The 21387-nt window shown below is 43.6% G+C and carries 14 protein-coding genes and 1 tRNA gene; 3 read left to right on the forward strand and 12 right to left on the reverse strand.

Features of this window, described 5'->3' with window-relative positions; genetic code table 11:
- Window positions 1–2: 2 nt before the first annotated feature.
- The 7 genes from BVU_RS20755 to BVU_RS20785 all read right to left on the reverse strand — a co-directional run bounded on the left by BVU_RS20755 (window position 3) and on the right by BVU_RS20785 (window position 11693).
- Window positions 3–2066, reverse strand: coding sequence for a GDSL-type esterase/lipase family protein (locus BVU_RS20755; RefSeq protein ID WP_012056033.1), 2064 nt, complete (start codon window positions 2064–2066; stop codon window positions 3–5).
- On the reverse strand, window positions 2063–2728 hold the full coding sequence (locus tag BVU_RS20760) for an SGNH/GDSL hydrolase family protein (RefSeq protein WP_012056034.1): 666 nt from the start codon (window positions 2726–2728) through the stop codon (window positions 2063–2065). The genes BVU_RS20755 and BVU_RS20760 overlap by 4 nt, the downstream gene beginning before the upstream one ends.
- Window position 2729: 1 nt before the next feature.
- The gene (locus BVU_RS20765; RefSeq protein ID WP_012056035.1) at window positions 2730–4736 is read right to left on the reverse strand and encodes a family 20 glycosylhydrolase; all 2007 of its coding nucleotides are present in this window, start codon (window positions 4734–4736) and stop codon (window positions 2730–2732) included.
- 3 nt (window positions 4737–4739) lie between these two features.
- Window positions 4740–6380, reverse strand: coding sequence for a sialidase family protein (locus BVU_RS20770; RefSeq protein ID WP_005851277.1), 1641 nt, complete (start codon window positions 6378–6380; stop codon window positions 4740–4742).
- A 132-nt stretch (window positions 6381–6512) separates the two neighbouring features.
- Window positions 6513–8015: a SusD family outer membrane lipoprotein NanU gene (gene nanU, locus BVU_RS20775; protein ID WP_005840429.1), complete on the reverse strand. Its 1503-nt coding sequence runs from the start codon at window positions 8013–8015 to the stop codon at window positions 6513–6515.
- Window positions 8016–8034: 19 nt separating this feature from the next.
- Window positions 8035–11310: a SusC/RagA family TonB-linked outer membrane protein gene (locus BVU_RS20780; protein WP_012056036.1), complete on the reverse strand. Its 3276-nt coding sequence runs from the start codon at window positions 11308–11310 to the stop codon at window positions 8035–8037.
- A gap of 311 nt (window positions 11311–11621) precedes the next feature.
- Window positions 11622–11693 (reverse strand) — tRNA-Arg (locus BVU_RS20785).
- A 202-nt stretch (window positions 11694–11895) separates the two neighbouring features.
- Between BVU_RS20785 and asnA the strand changes: the two genes are divergently transcribed.
- A complete protein-coding gene (gene asnA, locus BVU_RS20790; protein ID WP_012056037.1) occupies window positions 11896–12936 on the forward strand; it encodes an aspartate--ammonia ligase in 1041 nt (346 codons plus the stop codon).
- Between the two features lie 117 nt (window positions 12937–13053).
- A complete protein-coding gene (locus BVU_RS20795) occupies window positions 13054–13716 on the forward strand; it encodes a uracil-DNA glycosylase (RefSeq protein ID WP_005840435.1) in 663 nt (220 codons plus the stop codon).
- 77 nt (window positions 13717–13793) lie between these two features.
- On the opposite strand, the gene BVU_RS20800 is transcribed toward BVU_RS20795, so the two are convergent.
- Window positions 13794–16529 (reverse strand): putative LPS assembly protein LptD, encoded by a 2736-nt coding sequence (locus tag BVU_RS20800; protein WP_008671498.1) that lies wholly within the window; start codon window positions 16527–16529, stop codon window positions 13794–13796.
- A gap of 90 nt (window positions 16530–16619) precedes the next feature.
- Entirely contained in the window at window positions 16620–17156 is a 537-nt protein-coding gene (locus tag BVU_RS20805) for an HD domain-containing protein (RefSeq protein WP_005840439.1), read from the reverse strand.
- A gap of 53 nt (window positions 17157–17209) precedes the next feature.
- Here BVU_RS20805 and BVU_RS20810 point away from each other — a divergent pair, with 53 nt between their 5' ends.
- Entirely contained in the window at window positions 17210–18370 is a 1161-nt protein-coding gene (locus BVU_RS20810; protein WP_005840441.1) for an exo-beta-N-acetylmuramidase NamZ family protein, read from the forward strand.
- A 27-nt stretch (window positions 18371–18397) separates the two neighbouring features.
- Here the strand turns inward: BVU_RS20810 and BVU_RS20815 are convergent, their stop codons facing one another.
- The 3 genes from BVU_RS20815 to BVU_RS20825 are packed head-to-tail and all read right to left on the reverse strand — an operon-like array spanning window position 18398 to window position 21384.
- Window positions 18398–18865 (reverse strand): S26 family signal peptidase, encoded by a 468-nt coding sequence (locus BVU_RS20815; RefSeq protein WP_012056038.1) that lies wholly within the window; start codon window positions 18863–18865, stop codon window positions 18398–18400.
- A complete protein-coding gene (locus BVU_RS20820; RefSeq protein ID WP_008671505.1) occupies window positions 18834–19748 on the reverse strand; it encodes a hypothetical protein in 915 nt (304 codons plus the stop codon). The genes BVU_RS20815 and BVU_RS20820 overlap by 32 nt, the downstream gene beginning before the upstream one ends.
- A complete protein-coding gene (locus tag BVU_RS20825) occupies window positions 19732–21384 on the reverse strand; it encodes an ABC transporter ATP-binding protein (protein WP_008782176.1) in 1653 nt (550 codons plus the stop codon). The genes BVU_RS20820 and BVU_RS20825 overlap by 17 nt, the downstream gene beginning before the upstream one ends.
- Window positions 21385–21387 lie beyond the last annotated feature (3 nt).

The raw sequence follows: 21387 nt of genomic DNA on the forward strand, positions 1-21387 counted from the left end.
TACTATTCAGCCCGGAATGTGGATGCAGGCAAACCGGCGCCATTTACCAGATTGGCACGGGTAAATGGCTGCCATCCGTAACGAACCGTTTCCGGCTCTTTCACCTTGTCACTCCATACTTTTATTTTACCGTTTTCAACAACAGCCTGTGCCGGATAAAATAATCCATCATCACCTGCCACTTCGAATGTACGAAGCGATTTCCCATCCGAAGTCGACAACTCCTCCGCATAATCAAAAGAAATATAAGCCGCACCTCCACTAAATACGACCGATTTATAAAGCGGTCCCGAAGGAATGACATTTTTATATCCGTATGTTTTATTCAAAGCCCATGCAGCCAACCGTTCACCGACTTCTCTTTTCTGTTTGGGGTGTACGTCCAATGAGTCTCCCCTATCTGAACTGACAGCCATACCGGTATGAGGAATCTCCGCCATCAAACGACGCTGGCTATCACGGAACCAAGTCCATGACGGACGGTCTATACTGGACAATTGGACAAAATAGAATGGAAGTTCCGCATCCCCCCAATTCTTGCGCCAACTTTCCACCAACAATCCGAACAACTTTTCATGAGCCTCCCGATTATGGGCATTGGACTCACCCTGATACCAAATAAAGCCTTTGACCGGAAACTGTTCCAAAGGACGGATACCCGATTCATACAAATAACAAGGCTCATAAGGATGGCGTTGCAATTTATTGGAAGACTGCTTTACATTCAAGGCAGCACGCCCACGCACCCAGTCTTGAATAAAATCATTCTGCATCCAATTACGTAAGATAGCCGGAAAACGATATTCCAATGTACTACGGTCTATCCATGCTTCAGTAGGAGATCCGCCAATGGCATTGCAAATCAGTCCTACAGGAACTTGCAAACTATCCTGCAATTTCTTTCCGAAATAGTAAGCCACCGCCGAGAAATTACCGGCTGTTTCAGGCGAACAAACTGTCCACCGTGTATCCTTATAATATTGCAGATGATTCAATGAATCGAGTACCGAAGCATCCCACTCCACCGCATCCGTACGCCAACGGGCTTTCATATCATAAAAACGGATATTGCTATTTGCAGCTTGAGGAACATCTTGTGCGGCAGTCGCACTCCAATTCAGATAAAACTCCATATTCGATTGTCCGGAACAGAGCCACACTTCTCCCGCCAACACATTTTCATAGACCAGTTTCCGTTTTTCTGTAGAAACAGTCAGCGTATATGGACCGCCCGCCTTCAATGGCCGGACATCCACCGCCCACTTTCCATCTGCTCCCGTCACAGCCTGAAGTTTCTGCCTGTCTATGGAAACAGTCACTTTCTCACCGGCATCCGCTTTTCCCTGAATAGTCAGCAGACGCCCATGCTGCAATACCATATTGTCCGTATAAATTTCCGGCATTTGCAAACCGCCAAAATCACCGGTTATGCCTTCATACACCGTTTTTGCCAGGACAGCCGCACCTTCCTTATCAGGATGGACAGCATCGGGCAACATAAAAGGATATGGATATAAAGGTGCATGAAAATCTATCAACTGTACTTGTGCGTATTTCGCTATCGTTTCTATAGCCAGCTGAATCTCATCATGCCAGTCGCGTGTGCCGGACTCAAACCGCGGATGACGGTCGGCAATCGGAGTCAGACGGGCAATCAAAATACGACATTCAGGATTCGCCACTCTGAACGAATCAATCAGTGCACGATAATCCGCTATAAAAAAATCACGGTAATTGGGCCAATCACGCGGATCTGTATCATTCACTCCTAAATGAATAACCACTACATCACCAGCAAAAGCCAATGCATCCTTAAACTCTTTCTGTTGCATAAAAGGCCGGTGTCCCTTGTTCAGCAACGTAGCTCCCGGCTTTCCAAAACGCTCCACCGTATACCCTTCACCCAGCATTTGCTGTAACCGGGCAGGATAGGACTCCTTATCAGGATCGGATACACCTATGCCATAGGTAATGCTATTACCTACACAAGCAACCTTCACCCGCTTCCGTGCAAATGAAACGGTACAAAGAAACAAACATAAAATCAGTATTAATGTCTTCTTCATTTCTGGTCAACATAAGGTTTTACAATATCACGCCACAGCAAGTATCCCTTTCCTAATAAATGTAATCCGTCATTAGTGTATACTGGATTCATCTTGCCTGTCTCTTTCTCCACAAAATGACTATACAAATCAATATAGGCAACTCCTTCCTTTACCGCCAATGGTTCCAACAAATCATTAATTTGTTTTACCACCTGCCAGCGTGATGTATGCCCGTTAAACATACCGTAACAATCATTCACCGGCAATACACTTTGCAAATATAATTTTGTTTTTGGAGATTCTTGCTTTATTTTCCGAACAATCATACTTATTTCTGAAATAATTTTATCCGCAGACGTTCCCCGAGAAACATCATTGATACCGATCAATAAAAAAATCTTTGCCGGTTTTCCCTTTACAATCGGATCCAAACGGTCATATACCCCCATACAGATATCTCCACTGATACCCCTGTTCTTCACATTCTTATTTTGAAACAACTCAGCCCACTCGCAACCGTTGGTAATACTGTTCCCTAAAAAAATAATATCTTTTGAAGTAACCGGAAGTTCTTCAAACAAAGTCGCTCTCTGCTCATAAAAAGTAGAATACTTGCGTTCCTGAGCAAACTGGGGTAACGCTAATAATAATCCCAATAACAATAAGACAATACGTTTCATTTTATTTTTGTTTATCTGGTGAATAAATCAATCCCTCTACCGCCCTTTCTCCGTCAGGAGTCACAAAGACAGCAGTAAACATCCACTTCACAAGACGCGTCTCAGCCATCTTAAACTTGCCGATAGGCAACTTTAAGAAAACCTTGTTCCAACCTTTATTTAAATGCACCGCCAATGGCACTCTTCCTACGCAATTCTCATTTCCCAAAGGTACTTCATAACTTTTCACCTTATGCGTAGCAGTCCATACAGGAGGTAATATTTCACGATCATTAATCCAGATACGGCTTCCCTTATAATCCCATTTGTCAGGCAATGGCGCCAGATCCATCTCCGAACGGCTATAATTCTGAAACTCTGCCCATAACCCCACTTCCTGGTCTTTGGGCGAATACACCCAAGTATATGCATAAGCCGTGTGGTTTTCCTTAGGATCAGCATAAAAAGCAGGAACCATATCCCCCCAGACATGGCGTAAATAAATACCTGCCCCTATTGCCTGACGTACACCATACGTATTCCCGTTATAATGATAGATATCCTTTAACTCCTGTTCAGGCGGGAACACCTTATCCATATCTCCCCCATTAGGAAAAGCATCCGTAATATTCCATTTTACATTAGTCTGTTTTACATAGGCGAAAGGATATCCTTTAAACGTATGCTCCTTATGCCACAACATACGCTTTTCAAAATCAGCGAATTCTTTGAATGCTTCCGTGTCTTCGGGTGGAAGTATCGTACCCAGTCCGTCAAAATATTCCGTACCTCCCCCTCTCCAGGCACGCTCGGCAATAGCAAGCATATTGGGATACAAGCCATTTTCAATAACCAGATTCCACTCATTGTCAATCAAACGATCGTGCCACAAAGCCAATATAGTTCCCGCAATGTCCTCACTGCCTTCTGCCTGATCATAAATACGGCTGTTGTACAAAGCTACAATATCACCGAAAACATCAAAATGATTCAGATAATGAAATTTGGAATCGATAGCAGGAATACCCGGTTGCGCCTTTCCACGGTAACTCCACAAATGTGTCATGTCTATTTCCCCCGGTTTATAGTGCCAGCCCGGATTCCAGGATATTACTTTTTTCCCTTTTGAGCGTACATACGCCACCATTTCGGGTACAAAATGCGGATTGGTAAACTCCACCTCATCCGTACCTATATGTAAATAAGGCACATCAAATGTCTCACACACCTCATCCAGCAACAGTTTCAATATTTTCATCCCTTCCGGACTTTGCATATCATGGCGGAAAGCACGCACAAAGGCAGCACTATGCCCCGGCATATCTATCTCAGGAATCAACAACACCTGATGTTTCTTACAAAAATCCACCAAATCGCGTGCCTCTTCCAGCGTATAATATTTACCCGGCATACGGATGGTATTCACACTATCATTCAGCATAGGAAAGATTTTACTTTCCAATCTCCATGCCTGGTTTTCAGTAAGATGCCAATGAAATACATTAATCTTAAACCGAGATAAAATCTCGATCTCTCTTTTCAATTCTTCCATTGAAATATAACTGCGTCCCACATCCTGCATAAATCCGCGTATCCGGAATGCCGGCCAGTCTACAATCTCACATCCGGCAACAGAACTTCTCTTCCCTTTTTTCCGTTCCAATTGCCGAAGTGTCTGCATAGCCCAATACACTCCCTGTTCTGTTACAGCCTCTATCTTTATCCGCTTGTTTGAAACAGAAAGACGATAGGCTTCAGCCCCGTTTAGCCTGGCTTCCTCAATAGACGGAACCAGTTCCACTTCAATCACCGATGACGAGTGTTCAACAATCTCACCACCTGCATTCATGATAAAAACTTCCCACTCCGGCCTCAACACCGGAGTAGAAAGTTTCACCTTTCCCATAGTAAAGTTCTTCCCCGTATCCTTATACAACTGAGGTTTAGGAAGTAACGAGATACTGGTTTGTGCTATAGTTACAGCACAAACCAGTATCATACCAATAAAACTAGAAAATCTGCGTTTCATTATTTATTTGGTCTTAATAATATCTTTCAGCTTTATCGCTTGGAAAGTCATGTGGGCCACACTGCTTTCATATAAAATTCCTACTGTTTCCTTGTCAATCATAGTCAAGCAGCTGTATCCCCAACCCCAACCGGCATCCAGCAGCAATTGATTCTCGGGCAACCAAGTCACCCCACCATCCAGACTTGCTTTGATGGTAATGCTATGACGGTTCTTGGCATCATTCGGATTAGAGAACAAAAGGATGTCTTTACCCAATACATTCTCTTTAGCTTTAACACTAATCAAACTGGCCATACAAACCGGTTCCTGTAAGGCTGTACGTGAAGACTCATGTTCTTTCCATGTTTTACCTAAATCTGTAGTTGTAGAAACGGCACGACTGCCACCACGATTATCACGCATATTCAGCATCAGCACTCCCGGTTCCACTTCCGCTACCTGAGATTCAGTTGTATTAGTGCGTGCCAATGTACTGATATTCCAGGTTTTTCCATGATCCTTACTGTATATAATACCGGCATTAGGAATACGGTCATTGCCAATATACTGGCTGGCAAAGACCAATGTTCCATCTTCCATAGAGATACCTCTACCGGGACCTTGCAGCAAGAAATACCATGACGGATCTTTCACCTGTTCTGTTATATTCATAGGCTCCGACCAGGTCTTACCATCATCATCACTTTTCACCATCATTAATTGTGCTGTATGATTACGGTCCATGCCTGTTTGTGAATTCCACCACGCACGCCCATTTCCCATACCATGTGTCCAGGCAGCGACAATCCAGATAGTTCCTGTCTTCTTATCAACCAAAATGGCCGGATCGCCTACTCCATTCTGTGCTTTAGGCAACCCATCATATTCACCAAATGCCATCGGAATGCGCATTTTCTCCCAAGTCTGACCTCCGTCCGTACTTCTGCTCAGACCTATTTCCACATACTCCTGTAAATCCGCACTATTATTATAGCGTACATCATATACCCCCAACAAGGTTCCTTTATTTGAAGTGGCCAATCCGGGAATACGATAGGCAGCAGCCCCGTCGTCACCGGCATGACGCACGCCGATCCCCATATAATGGGTATCCGCCTTACGGGCTATCTTCAAAGGAGCAACCTGTCCGTCAATCTTAGCTTCCACCACTTCTGCCGACACTTTGGACAAGATAGAAGCAACAGGCTTCATTTGCAGGCTAATCCAAAAATAATTCACTCCCGGAAACAATTTTTGGTCAGCTTTCAATACAACCTCACGCTTCGGGGCCTTCACTTCCGACTTCAAAACGGAATAAGAAGTATTGGCAGCCAATGTTTTTCCCGGAGTATTATTAGATATATAATCTACCGGAGCAAAATAAGTCTTTCCCCTCCTCTCCACGCTTTCAGTTCCACCATAATACAGTTTCACAGATTCAATTTCATTCAAATTCACGTCTTTGCCGAAGTCCAACTTCACTTCATTCAGCATCTGACTTTGAGTAGCCTCTATACGTAAATGAAACAACTCATTATCCTGCCTTTCAATCAACACAGGAATCCGGGTTTCGCGGACAACAACCGTATCTGCCGCCGCACTCAACTTGAAGGGTGCTAATATAAAAACAACAATTAGCAGTAATAAGCTAGGGTTTCTCATAATATTTATAATTTTACGGGTGTAAAAATAAAAGTTTTTATTGAAATTAGAAAATAAAAAGACGGTTTCTTTATTAATTTCATAAAGAACACCGTCTTTTTATGCAATTAAAGATTCTTATCCGACAAAAATTTAATAACCAACCGTTTGTTTCAACAATGGATTATTAGTAAGAGCTCCTTGGTTGATAGGCCAAAGCAGACGGGCAGGCTCCGCCGGAGTATAGTCAAGCACGTACGAATCGCCAAAACGCCTCAAGTCATACCATCGTTTACCTTCCAGCATAAATTCAAACAAACGTTCCTGCAAGACAGCATCCGCCGGACGCTTATCGACTTCCTGATTGGGAAACCCCACTGTTGAAGCATCATACGCATCACCAAACGCACGCCGGCGCACCCGGTTTATCTCTGTAGCCGGATCCTCACCCAAAAGCACTTTCGCCTCAGCCAGCATCAATAGCAAATCCGAATATCTATAAATAGGATAATCATCACATCTCACCCGTGTACTCCCATTCATAACTCCCCAATACTTATGCGGATACACCCCTACCAATTCCAACTTGCCATTTTCCACCTTATTATATACATCTTTCAATGTAACGTCACGACGGGTGTCTCCCGGCAGAAACTTCTTGAAGTTTTCCAATTTCACCATCAGGCGCATGATACCGAAATTATTCTCGACCGACGTATTTATCAAAGTACCATCCGCATTATAGAATTTCCCTAAATAATCAGCCTGTGGAAACAAATCATTATTTCCATTCCACAGATTGTATTCAAACAATTCATTATGAATGGTAAAGATAATCTCTTTATTACCTTTATTATCATAAGCAAACACTCCCTGATAAGTATCCATCAAGTCCAGATTGCTACGGCTGATATTATTCTGTATGTCAACCAACGCATTCTTTGCTGTCCGGGCATCTCCTTCTCCCCCGTCACGATGGGCACTCCACAGATATACATCCGCTTTCAGCATCAATGTGGCAGCCTTTGACCACAGCGATTTTTTTTCCTTTATGGTATAATCGGATCCAAAATAACTTAATGAAGATTCTATATCTTTTTTTACCTGCTCAAAGATTTCGGCAGCCGGAGTCGCCGCCTTTGCCAGTTTACCCACTTCAAAACCCAGGCTAGGCTCTTCCGTAAACACGACATCTCCCCATGAACGATATAGCTGATACATATAGTAAGCACGCAATCCATACACCTGTCCCAAATAATAATTCCTGGCACTTTCAGTCAGCACATCCGTATGAAGAGTTCTGCTGATAAACAAGTTCATCTGGTTGATATTCTGATACAAATCACCAAACCCGCTGATTCCGGGATTCTCCGCATTCAATGTATTATAAGGAAAACGTTCCATCCCCTGGGTAGCTTCTCCACCGAAAGGAATTCCCCCAAAGACATCACTTCTTGCCTCACCCAACAAAAACATATTCCACGAATGGCTCCTGAAGCGACTATGCAGTCCAAAAACAAATGAATCAAACTGTTCCGGAGTTTTCCAGTAATTCAAGTCAGTGATATCGCTCACCGGGTCCATATCCAACGAAGTACATCCACCGGCCAACATAGCCGATGCGGCAAAAGCCAATATTATCTTTTTTATGTTCATACCTTTTCTTTTTTACACATTAAAATGACAATTGTAAACCAAACAGAACGGTTCTTGGTGTAGGATAGCGTCCATTGTCTATACCGCCACGACCATTTGCCTGAATATCCATAACCGGTTCCGGAGAAGTTCCATCATATCCGGTAATATAGAATAAATTCTGCCCCGTAACATACACGGACGCATCGGTCAAGAACACCTTATTTATAAGATTCTTCGGGAATTTATAACTCAAGGTTACCTCACGCAGACACAAATAATCCCCCTTTTCATAGAAAGTAGAGTTATTATTGTTCAGATTCGTTGTACCATTATTGGAACGGGTAATGTTCTTTTTCGCATTCTGGTCGGCCCAATAGAATTTAGGAATACTAGTTTCCGTATTGTTTTCAGACCACGAATTTCTGACATCCGTAATCAAATTGAACGACCCGTTATACTGCCCCAAGATTCTTGCTTTCAAATCATTGTAAATGGTATGACCCACCGCATAGTCAAAACGACCATACAAAGACCAGTTTTTATAGTTCAGCGTGGTAGAAAAACCACCGGTCCATTTCGGATAAATATTACCCACCACCTGACGGTCGTATGAATTTATAACATTATCCCCATTCTTGTCATCCCACAGTACATCTCCCGGCTCAATGGGTTTCCATCCCGGTTTACCCGCATATTCGGCAGCCTTATTCGGCCCATACAGGTTGGCAACCTCATCCACAAAATCACCGGCATGATTTCTCACATCATCCCAGTCACGCAAGATACGCACTTGTTTATAAGCAATGATATCACCCAAGCTTTTTCCTTCTTGAATGCCGCCTACCCAAACCAACGAGTTGGATTTTGGATCCCATACCTGCTCACCCCCCTGACGGTTGTTTACATTCCCGTTAAAAGGCAGCTTCTTCACCATATTCTTCACAAATGAAGTATTAGCGGTGACATCCCACGACCAGCCCTTCCTTGTCAGCAGATTCACCTTGGCTTCCAGTTCGAAACCACGGTTGCTGATAGTACCCAGATTCGTTTTGAACGAGGGAAATCCTGTATATTCCGGCAAATTCACATCAGTCAGCAAATCGGAAGTCGTGCGGTCATAGTAGTCCATAATCATATGAATACGATTATTGAAAAAGCCCAAGTCAAGCCCCAGTTCAAACGTATGGCTCTTTTCCCAACGCAATTTACTATTGACCACCCCTGTATTCAAATAACCCAGGTTACCATTATAAGCACCTACCGAACCATATTTACCATATACATCAAAATTACCGATACCGTTTACATTACCGTTCAACCCATAACTGATACGCGGTTTAATCAAGGATACTACTTCCGCAAACTTTGAATCTTTAAAGAAAGCTTCCTCATGCACATTCCAACCGGCAGATATACCCGGAAAAAATCCCCAACGATTGTCGGACAATTTGGAAATACCGTCATAACGGGCTACCAAGGACACCATATAACGATAATTATAATCATAGTTAACACGGGCGAAACCGGAAAGAATGCGATATCCGGTTTTGACAGAAGTAGTATAAGTACGGTTAGTGCCCGCATTTAAAGTAGGTATATCATCTGTAGGAGCACCGGAAACACGCGCTTCCAGGTTCTGATACTGATAATCAAAATACTCACCACCTGCCATGGCATTGATATTATGTCCGCTAAAACCTTTTTTATATTCCAGAGTCAATGCATGCTGTTGTTGAAAAACTTTTGTATTTGTTTGAGAAGCATTACGATTGGTATTGGAAGCTTGTCCTATCTGTTGATATTTCTTTTCAAACAGTTCAAACTGACTATCTGTATAATACATAGAACTGTTTCCATTCAGGAACAATTGCTGCGGAAGGATTTCCAAAGCAAAACCGATATTAAACGAAGTCTTACGGTTCGTTGTAGAACGAGTCAGTTTATCTTTCCAATAATAAGGATTACCATCCTGATTACTCCATCCGGCAGCAGGACTTCCATCCTCATTCCACGGATTCCAAGTGGGAAACATACTCATGGTACGATAGAACAACTCATACTCTCCCGTTTCTCCGTTCCAAGGGCTTTTCAAGTCGTAAGTCCATAAATCGGGCATCTTGGACCATGAAAAACTACCGCCGGCATTCACTGTCAAAACGGGCAACAACTTGTATGAACCGTTGATAGTCCCGTTCACACGCTGATAATTGGTAGAAATTATCTGACCGTCTTCCGAATAATACCCTAAAGATGAGGAAAATGTTCCTTTGTCATTACCTCCCGACAAATTCAGATAATGATCTTGTGTAAACGCGGCATTGCGGAAAGTCAGATCATGCAGCTCACCGGCATGGTTTCTAAAAATCAAAGTTTTATCATGGTCCACAGGATCCGCCATAGAACGCCATCCTTCATTCAGCAAATGTTTGTTTGCATCTGTCATAAAGGCCAGATCCACTCCGGAGTTAACCCCAAAACCTTTCTGGTTCTCCATACTTGTACCGCCATTGGTACGCTGCCAACCTAAACGTTGATAATACAAATAGTCACCGGCATCCAAATACTTATACCCTTCACGTGCAAAGTTCACACCCCCTTTGAACTTATAAGTAATTTGTGTCCTGCCTTCCACCCCCTTCTTGGTTGTCACCAGAATTACGCCGTTATTGGCACGGGCACCATAAATAGCTGTGGAAGCCGCATCTTTCAGCACCTGTATGGATTCAATATCTGAAGGATTGATATCATCCATAGAACGCACAAGGCCATCCACCACGACCAACGGCCCTTCCAGATTCTTGTTTATGGAAGCACCACCACGCAAAACGATATTGGGCGAACTACCCGGTTTACCCGAAGTATTTGTCACACGCAATCCGCTGACAGTTCCCTGCAAGGATTGGGCCGCATTACTCATAGCTGCATTTTGTAATACTTTATCATCCAACTTTGAAATAGAGTTCGTCATCAACGAACGTTTCTGACTCATTCCATAACCGGTCACCACGACCTCATCCAGCATTTCTGCATCTTCTTTTAAAATAACCTTGTAAGTGTTTGGCACTCCCACTACAATTTGTTGTGTTTTGTAACCTATATAACTCACATCCAGTTTTGCCCCCACAGGCACTTGGATAGTAAAGTTACCGTCTACATCAGTTATTGTACCATTTGTTGTCCCCACCTCCAGGACACTCGCTCCGATAACAGGTTCACCGGTGGCATCTACCACTACCCCTGTTATCGTTTTTGTTTGCGCCATCATGTTTATTGCAAAACAGAGGCATACGATAAAAAAGAGAGCTTTCTTCATGAATCTCAGATTTGGTTGATAAATTAATGTTTAAATAAAAAAGTTTAATTAAGTGTTAGTTTTAAAACCCCTCAAAAAGAAAATAATTTTAAAATCAACAGCGAATATATGCACGTATATTTAGTATATACAAGAAACAAAAGGAACTATATTCTTTATTAGTCTTTGTTTTTTAGAATAAACTAAATATTAAGGCATATTTTAAAAAGTTACATAAGGGAATAACTCAAAAAAGGAAAAAAGGTTCATACGGAGAAGATATAACAAGAAAAAACCTCCTTACAATTCTTTGCAAAGAGGTTACTGAATTGTACACCCGATGAGAATCGAACTCATATCGTCGGAACCGGAATCCGGTATTCTATCCATTGAACTACGGGTGCGTCTGAAACTTGGACGTGCAAAAGTACAAAATATATTGTCTTTATCCTAATAATTTGGGATATTTATCTATCAAAATAATATTTTGCTCATTAATTTAAGTATAAAACAATCAATTTGATTATATTTTCGGCTAAACATATAACAATATCACAAATAATTTCTATATTTGCAAGCAATTAAAACAACTAGATCTATTTTACAATGAGTTACCTAATTAAACCAGCTAACTATAAAGCCTTGCTTGATTTAAAACAAACAGAGTTAGGCATTAAGCAAATAAAAGAGTTCTTTCAACAGAACCTGTCGTCAGAATTACGTCTGCGCCGTGTCACCGCCCCGCTATTTGTATTGAAGGGAATGGGTATCAATGATGACTTGAGCGGAACCGAACGGGCGGTATCTTTCCCTATTAAAGACTTGGGAGACGCACAGGCCGAAGTTGTCCATTCACTGGCAAAATGGAAAAGGCTGACTTTGGCCGATTACAATATAGAGCCGGGTTATGGCATCTATACAGACATGAACGCCATCCGGGCTGACGAGGAATTAGGTAATCTCCACTCGCTATATGTAGACCAGTGGGACTGGGAGCGTGTAATTACCAAAGAACAACGCACGGTTGATTTCCTGAAACAAATAGTAACCCGTATTTATGCAGCCATGCGCCGCACAGAATATATGGTATGTGAAATGTACCCGCAGATCAAACCCTTCCTGCCACATGACATTCATTTCATCCACTCGGAAGAGCTTTGCCAGATGTATCCCGACAAGAGTCCGAAAGAACGTGAACATGCCATCTCACAAAAATACGGTGCGGTATTTATTATAGGTATAGGCTGCAAACTGAGTGACGGTAAAGAACATGACTTGCGCGCACCTGACTATGACGACTATACCACAATCAACCCGGAAAACGGACTTCCCGGTCTGAATGGCGACCTGTTAGTTTGGGACAAAGTACTGGACCGTTCCGTCGAACTTTCCTCTATGGGTATCCGTGTAGACAAAGAAGCGCTGCTCCGCCAACTGACACTCAGCGGACAGGAAAAACGTAAAGAACTGTATTTCCACAAACGCCTGCTAAATGAAACTCTTCCTTTGTGTATCGGCGGTGGTATAGGACAGTCACGACTCTGTATGCTTTATTTACAGAAAGCCCACATAGGTGAAATCCAAGCCAGTATATGGCCCGAAGATATGAGAAAAGAATGCGCCCAACTGGGTATGCAACTTATTTGATTATAATCTATCAGCAATGAAAGAAGAGGATGATTATAAAAAGTCATCCTCTTTTTATTTGTCATTTTTACAAATTACCCCTATCTTTAACGCACATTTTATAATAAAAGAAATGCCATGAACGTACAAATAGAAGAAAGCTGGAAACAACATCTGGCACCCGAATTTGAAAAAGATTACTTTATCAGACTCACTGAGTTTGTAAGAAGCGAATACCAGACTGCCACTATTTACCCACCGGGCAGATTTATATTCAACGCCTTCAATCTGTGCCCGTTTGACAAAGTGAAAGTCGTCATTATCGGCCAAGATCCCTACCATGGTCCCGGCCAGGCGCACGGACTCTGCTTCTCTGTTAATGACGGAGTACCTTTTCCTCCTTCCCTACAAAATATTTTCAAAGAAATACAAAGCGATTTGGGTGCTCCCATCCCTACTTCAGGCAACCTGACCCGCTGGGCGAATCAAGGAGTTTTATTACTCAATGCCACACTGACGGTCCGTGCCCACCAGGCAGGCTCTCATCAACGACGGGGCTGGGAGGAATTTACAGATGCCGCCATCCGTGTACTGGCAGAACAACGTGAAAATATTGTATTCATCTTATGGGGATCTTATGCACAGAAAAAAGGCGCCTTCATAGACCGCAACAAGCACCTGGTACTGGCTTCCGCACATCCGTCCCCCCTGTCAGCCTATAACGGTTTCTTTGGCAACAAGCACTTCAGCCGTACCAACGAATATTTGCAAGCGCACGGGCAAACACCGATTGAGTGGTAGACATAAATAAAAAAATGAGAAATGGTTTCTGATAACAACACGCAACCATTTCTCATTTTTTTATTCCCAACTTCTTCCTAGTACCAATTCACCGCACTACCCGTATTGCTTCGCTGATCCCATTTCAAAGCATCGGTCAGCATACTGGAGTTAGCACGAATACTGAAGTTATAGGAAGTAAAGGGACCGAATACCAAGCCACAGCTCATATTGAAACAGTGCAGGTCACGGCTGATATTGACCGTTGTCATTGACATCTCTTTCGTATTAAAATCATACCCCGAAGAATAATTCACATTCCAGCGGCTACCCAACTTCACATTACCGGAAACATTCAATGAATGAGTCACCGAATAAGGATATCGCATCGTCTTGATATTAATCTGCTTGCTTCTGTCCTCACGAATACTATAACTATAACTCAAGCTCAATGACCATGGCATCTTGAAAGCCATATAGCCATCCGGATCTATAGCCGCCTTCTCTGTCTTTCTCAAACCGGAGTTATCTTCTTCCTCCGTGTTTTCATTGCCATCATCACTGTACTCATCCAGATTTTCATTCTTCTTGTCTTTATCCCCCTTACTGTCCTTTTCATCTTTCGGACCAAACCACTTTTTCCACGAATCATTATTCAATGTATACGAGAAAGAACCGCTATACCCCTGAAAACGACCAAAACGTCCGTATGACCATTCTGTACGGTTGCCTTCCACTACCTTGCCGTCTTTATCAAACTCATAAGCATACGTAGCAAACTGGGCGTTCATATTAAAAGTATAACTCTTGGTCAGTTTCAAGCGCAGATTCATACTCAAATTTCCCCAAGGTTTCTCTTTAGCCGCCGCATTATAGGAAATACTGGCTCCCAACTGGTCAATCAAGCTGATTTTCTTCACTCCGGTAGTATCCGCATCGGATTTCACTTTCATTTCCACATTATTATCTATAGAGAAAGTGAAATTCTCGGATTTACCACTGGGCGAGAAAGAGTAAGGCAAACCTTCATATGGATTATAAGTCTGAGTACGTACTTCTCCATCCGTATCAGTATAAGTATACGTTCCCACATATCCATACCTGGACGTACTGAAGTCCGGTGCATAACTCATGCTCACCGAAGGAGTAAAGACGTGACGGATCATTTCAATCTTGTCGCCAAACAATTTCTTCCACGGTTTGTAGAAACCATACATCTTGGTATTCACCTGCAAGCTCAAATCATAGTTATACACACGGTTGAAACCGTTGATTGTATCTCTCCGCACATTATTAGGTGCCGACGGATCATAACTCTGCTCCACCTTGCGCATATACCAGCGCTCGGTATAGTTGAAAGAAGGCACAACGTTGATATATTTAAACAAAGTGAATGTAGCGCTGATAGGAATCTTATGCTGCATACCATTAGTCCATTTATTCAAACCCTGCTTCAGAATCAGATTATCCTTGGTATTAATCGAGTTCGTCATCTGGCCGGTATATTGGAGTGAGATTTTCTCATACCAACGTTCATCACCTACCGCTTTCTTACGCTTGAACGGATAAATACGGTTCAATGAAATATTCAAATCCGGCAACGTCACACTGATAGAAGAGTCACGCGTATTCTGAGAGATATTGAATGTACTGGACAGATTCAATCCTATTTCGGGGAAATTGCGCGAATAACTCACACTAGACGTCTTGGTGTTATTTGAATACTGCTGCGGGTTATACAAACTACTCAGGTTACGCTGGTCATAACTACTGGTCGCAAAGTTCACATTCGCCGAAAAAGAGCTGTTAGGGTTAGCCTTGGCATCCTGTCTGTGACTCCATGCAATTCTGAAATCTTTTGTAACCATATAGTCCGGCATATTCTTCTCACCGGTTTTCGTTACCAGATAACTGGCATTGAAATTACCGCTATATTTATATCTCTTGTTATAATTAGACTGCACGGACAGTCCCCATGAACCTTTCGTAAAGATCTCACCCAACACTTTCAAATCCATACGGTCACTGATGGCGAAATAATATCCCCCATCACGCAAATAAAAACCACGATTCATTTCATCACCGTATGTAGGCATAATGAATCCTGACGAATAACTGCTGTTAAACGGAAAAAATCCGAAAGGAATGGCGATAGGCAACGGCACATCCTCCACCACCAGCTGGGCAGGACCGAAAACCACATTTTTCTTAGGACGCACTTTCGCCATGGAAAGTTTCAGATAGAAGTGAGGATGTTCGTGATTATCACACGTAGTATATCGTCCGTGACGCAAATAAAGTTCATCATTAGCACCTTTCTTCGACTCCTCACTGGTAACGTATCCTTCCCCCTGCTGAGTAACGATATTATTAATGAACCCCTTCTTCGACTTGAAGTTATAACGCATGATTTTTGACTCATACGGAGTCTCGCCATCCTTAAAGACAGGAGTACCTTTTTCCACGCCAGCCGAGTCGGGAACACCACGGGCATACACCGTACTGCTATCCATGTTCATTGTAATCACGGCAGAGGTCAACTCTATTTTCTCATAGTTCACCTTACCGTCACCATACAGATGGGCATATCCGCCCTCAGTGAATACGATAGAGTCATTTGCTTCATAAATAACAGGCGCATCCAACGGCTGTTTCTTTTTAGGTGCAACCGTATCGATAGACAACGTATCTACCAAAGCACTATCTACTTTCAGGGAATCATTACCGGATGCAGAATTCCGCTTTCTGCGTTGAGCACCTGTACTTAAAGAAAGTGACAGGCATGCAAATAGTAGTAGGAATGTTATAAATCTATGTCGTTTTAGTGGCGTCATTCACAAATCATTTACGCTTTTGAGGGGCAAAATTAAGCATTATCCGCCAATAATGAACTATTTAGCGGATATTTAATTTATTTTTAAGGCTTACAAGAAACATTCGCACCAATGGTTAAAACGGATTATCCCATCTTCCCCATAACGTGAAATACTCTTTAACGCTTTCTCCACGCTCTTTTCCCTGTCCAGATGCGTCTTTGAGAAAAACTTGTCGGCAAAGCAAATAACCTGTTCTTCCAGCGAAACCGGAACCATATTCCGATGAGGAACAGGCAACTGCTGGTCAATAATACTTTGCAAAGACATACCCGCTCCCGTATGTCTCTCACAGACCAATGCATGACGCGGAAATCCTTCTTTCCGCATCAGATCAGCCCCCAAATATCCATGACAAATATAAGGATAAGATCCGAAACAACAAATGCCCTCAGCATCCGTCATAAAAATACCAATATCGTGCAGCATCGCCGCCTCTTCCAGAAACTGCTTGTCCAGATTCAATTCCGGATGCTTTCCGGCAATCCATAACGCCTTATCGGCCACCGAACGGCTATGCGCCAGCAGGATATGTTTCAGTTCATTATCTTCAGGATAATATTTATTAATGATAGCAAGTGCGTCCATTCTCAATTAAATTCTTATTTTTGTGCAATATTACAAAATAATCGCCACATATCATGAAAACAAAATACATTTTCCTATACTGCCTCTTGTTTATCTGCAACGCCGTGACCGCGCAAAAGGTTATCACCGGAGCCGAACAGATGGACCGTCTCTTACCTATATTAAAAGGGAAGCGTGTGGCATTGGTTGTAAACCAAACCTCCAAAGTAGGAGAAACCCATCTGTTGGACACCCTGCTTGCAGCGCATATACAAATAAAAAAGGTATTCGCTCCCGAACACGGATTCCGGGGTGACGCCGATGCCGGAGAAACCATCAGGAACGGAAAAGATACCCGCACGGGAATACCCATCCTGTCCCTTTACGGTAAAAATAAGAAACCTACAGCCACACAGCTACAGGACATAGACCTGATTGTGTTCGACATTCAGGATGTAGGTGCCCGTTTCTATACCTATATCAGCACCATGCAGTATGTAATGGAAGCTTGTGCCGAGAACCGGAAACAACTGGTCATCACAGACCGGCCCAATCCTTGTGATTACGTGGACGGCCCTGTGCGACAGAAAAACCAGAAAAGTTTTGTGGGTATGCACGCCATCCCCATTTTACACGGTTGCACTGTAGGCGAGCTGGCTCAAATGATCAATGGCGAAGGCTGGCTGCCCAATGGCAAAAAATGCGCGTTGACCGTCATCCCCGTGGAAGGCTGGAAACACGGACAACCCTATTCGCTTCCGGTAAAACCCTCTCCCAACCTGCCCAACGACCAGGCAATTGCCTTATATCCTTCACTCTGTCCGTTTGAAGGTACAGCCATCAGTGTGGGCAGAGGTACTCTTTATCCTTTTCAAGTAATCGGTTCACCGGATATCCGCATCTCCTCCTTTTCTTTCAGACCGGAAGCCTTGGAAGGCTTTGACAAGAATCCGATGTATAAAAACCAATACTGCTATGGCAATAATCTCCGCCATATCACCGCCCCGAAAGGATTCTCTTTAAAATACATCATCACCTATTATCAAGCTTATCAAGACCTTGGGAAAGCGGACAAGTTCTTTACCCGCCCGCAATGGTTCGACCTGCTGATAGGGAACCGTACCGTAAGGGAACAAATCATGAAAGGAGCCAGTGAAGAAGAAATCCGTGCAGGATGGCAGAATGAACTGGAAGCCTACAAAAAGATGAGAGAGAAATACCTGCTTTATGAATAATATTTCCTTCCAAGCTGACAGATTTCGTCAAAAAAGGAGACAACAACCCAATCTATTCAGGACACGCAGCACCATTCCTCTGCATCCACCAAGCCCCAACCACAAACGGCTTTCCAACCGCCAACACATGGAATCCGTTTCAATCTTCTTTCCGGAAGGCCTGCATACCTTTCTCACCACCCCGATGATATCCGTGTCCTCACATTCCTCATAAAAACGGCAGACGCCATCCCCCTGCATCAGATAACGACTGTCTCTTTTTTGAATAATCCGATGCAATACATACCGGTCTGTCTGCCGGAACAGAATGACATCAAAAAGTTTCAACTCCTCCTTATCATACGGCCCCACCACCACTTCATCCTTCCCATTTCTCAGTAAAGGCATCATGGAATTGCCTTTCACCCGGAACTTCACACTCCTGCCACTTTTGATTTCCGACTCCACCCACGCAAAGAAACATTCATTCGCTATCCGCTTCATACCCATCTCCATATAAAGTACGACATACTAATTTCACCGCCTCCGCATCGGGCAAACACTCCAGATGATAAACAGGAATGGATGAAACCATCTTTTCCAACAGACTACAAACCCCACAGTATAATTCCTCCTCGTATGCAAATGCAGGAGGAGCAGACGGATGCAAAGCTGCATAAGCCTGCAAAGTGTTCAATCTCCGTATCTTGTTATACGGTGCTTGTGACAAACGTACACATCCGGCCAACGGATAACGCTCCGCCTTATAACAAGGAGTCTTCCCACTCCACGGACTGCCATATACCCACACGCCCCCCTCTTCATAACGCACAATGGGACTGTCATCATTCAGCAACTTACTTCCTGCTATATTTTCCCTCCACAAACGGGTATGGGTACTTTTGCCGGTTCCGCTTTCACCTAAAAAAAGAACCGCTTTCCCCTTATAAACAATACAACTGCCATGCAAGGCAACCGTATCTTTCCGTACCGTCATCAGGCCATACCCCATCCATAAGGCAAACCTTAAAAGACGGGGAGAATAATTACCATATAAACAGATACCTCTCCCGGTTCCACCCATCGTCCGGAGATAAAGCGACGGTTCTCCCTGCGGAGCCAGTTCCAACAAAAAGCTATCCCCACTCACACCGAAAGTACCGGTTACATCTTCATATCCGAACCCATAGGACTTTCTCTGAAAAGCCGGAAAACCCCAACCGTTTCCTTCCCAAACAGTAAAATCCGGCAACCAAGCACCCTCATATACATCTTTTGCCGAAACCAGATCCGGTTGCCAAACAAAAGGCTTGAAACCGCTGATACCATCCACCGCCTCCATCAACCTTTCGTCCGGCAGCGCGAAGCAGTGGCCACCTATTTTATAAATTCGATCCATTGTCTTTTCCATTTAATCTGATTACACGATGACAATACGCCAACGAACTTTCCCGATGGGCTATCGTAAGAACAGTCAGCCCCCTACACTCCTTCATCAGACCGAGAAGCATTTCATTGACAGCCCGTTCAGTCTCATTATCCAATGCAGAAGTAGCCTCATCCAGTAGAAGCACCTCCGCTTTCTTATACAAAGCACGGGCTATGCCTACCCGTTGTTTCTGACCTCCCGAAAGCCTTCCTCCCCCTTCACCCAAAGGAGTATCCATTCCTTGCGGCAATTCATCCACCCAAGCATCCAATCTCACCAGCCTCACTATCTCCGCTACCCGTTCCTTATCTATAGACCGGCATCCCAAAGCAATGTTTTCCGCCAAGGTCCCATCCAGCACAAACACTTCCTGTTGCACATATCCCACCCTGCGATGCCATTCCTGCCTCGGCACATCGGCAAGCGACCTGCCATCTATCCGAATAGCGCCTTTATCCGGAGTGATAAATCCCAAAAGCAGATTAAACAAGGTAGATTTACCCACGCCACTCTCACCACAGATACCTACATATTCCCCCTTACGAATAGTACAACAAAAGTCCTTTAGAACCTCTTTACTTTCAGGATAAGCATAGGTGAGGTGTTCTATCCGTATCTCTTTTTGAAAAGAAAACGCTTCCTGCCCCCATGATGGAGAAACTGCTTCCATCCCCTTATCCCCCAATCCTTCCTCTATAATCCGCAGAGAATAGACCGCATTCTGTACTTGTGTCCAACCACCTAAGATGCCGCGCAAAGCGGGTAACAGCCGGAAAGCCGCCACAGCAAAGACACCTACCAGCGCTTTGATATCCCCTGTTCCGAAAACGGTGAGCAAGGTCAGCCCCGATATGACCGCCATTTCGGAAAGGCAAAGAGGAAGATGCTGTATCGTTTCCAGTTTCAAACGGCTCTCACTGATTTTCCTCACCCTTTGGGCGAATGCCTGCTGAAGAAAAGGAAACGCCGCATTCAGTTCCAATTCGGCATACCCTTTCATCGTTTCCGTGACCAGCCGGGATTGCTCACGACGAGCCTGCTGCTCCTGCTCACCATAACGGCGCATCGGTTTCCTGATCCCCCATCCGTAAATCAGCATGAAAGGCAGAAAGGCAATATACAGCATCAGTACCGTCAACGGAGCGTAAACCAACAAAGCTGCCGTCACCCAAAAAACAAGCAGCAGTTCTCCTGTCATGCGAAGCAAGGGGGAAAGAAGGTTTAAAGAAAAAGCATAACAGATATAGTTCACCTCATATCCCAGCCGGATACTCCCCCTGCTGCGTATAAACAATAATCCCCGTTGATAGTAAGAAGTAAAGAGAGAAAAGCTGAGCCGACGGTAAAGAGACATCAGAAAATGGTTTTGAAAACGTGAAAGCCCCGCTGCCAAAGCGTTTTTCACCAAAATAAAGACTATTGCCACCAGACAAAATAACAGGGCGGCATCTTTATCCCTCCCGTCATCCAACAGAAAAAACAAGACAGGCAACAGGGCAGCGAGTCCGGCAAAGTCAAGTAATGCGCAAAGAAATACGGCACAAACCACCCTTATCCCCATTTTCCTTTCATCAGGCAACAACAAACGGCAGATTCTTTTCAACATAAA

Source organism: Phocaeicola vulgatus ATCC 8482 (assembly GCF_000012825.1).
GTDB lineage: Bacteria > Bacteroidota > Bacteroidia > Bacteroidales > Bacteroidaceae > Phocaeicola > Phocaeicola vulgatus.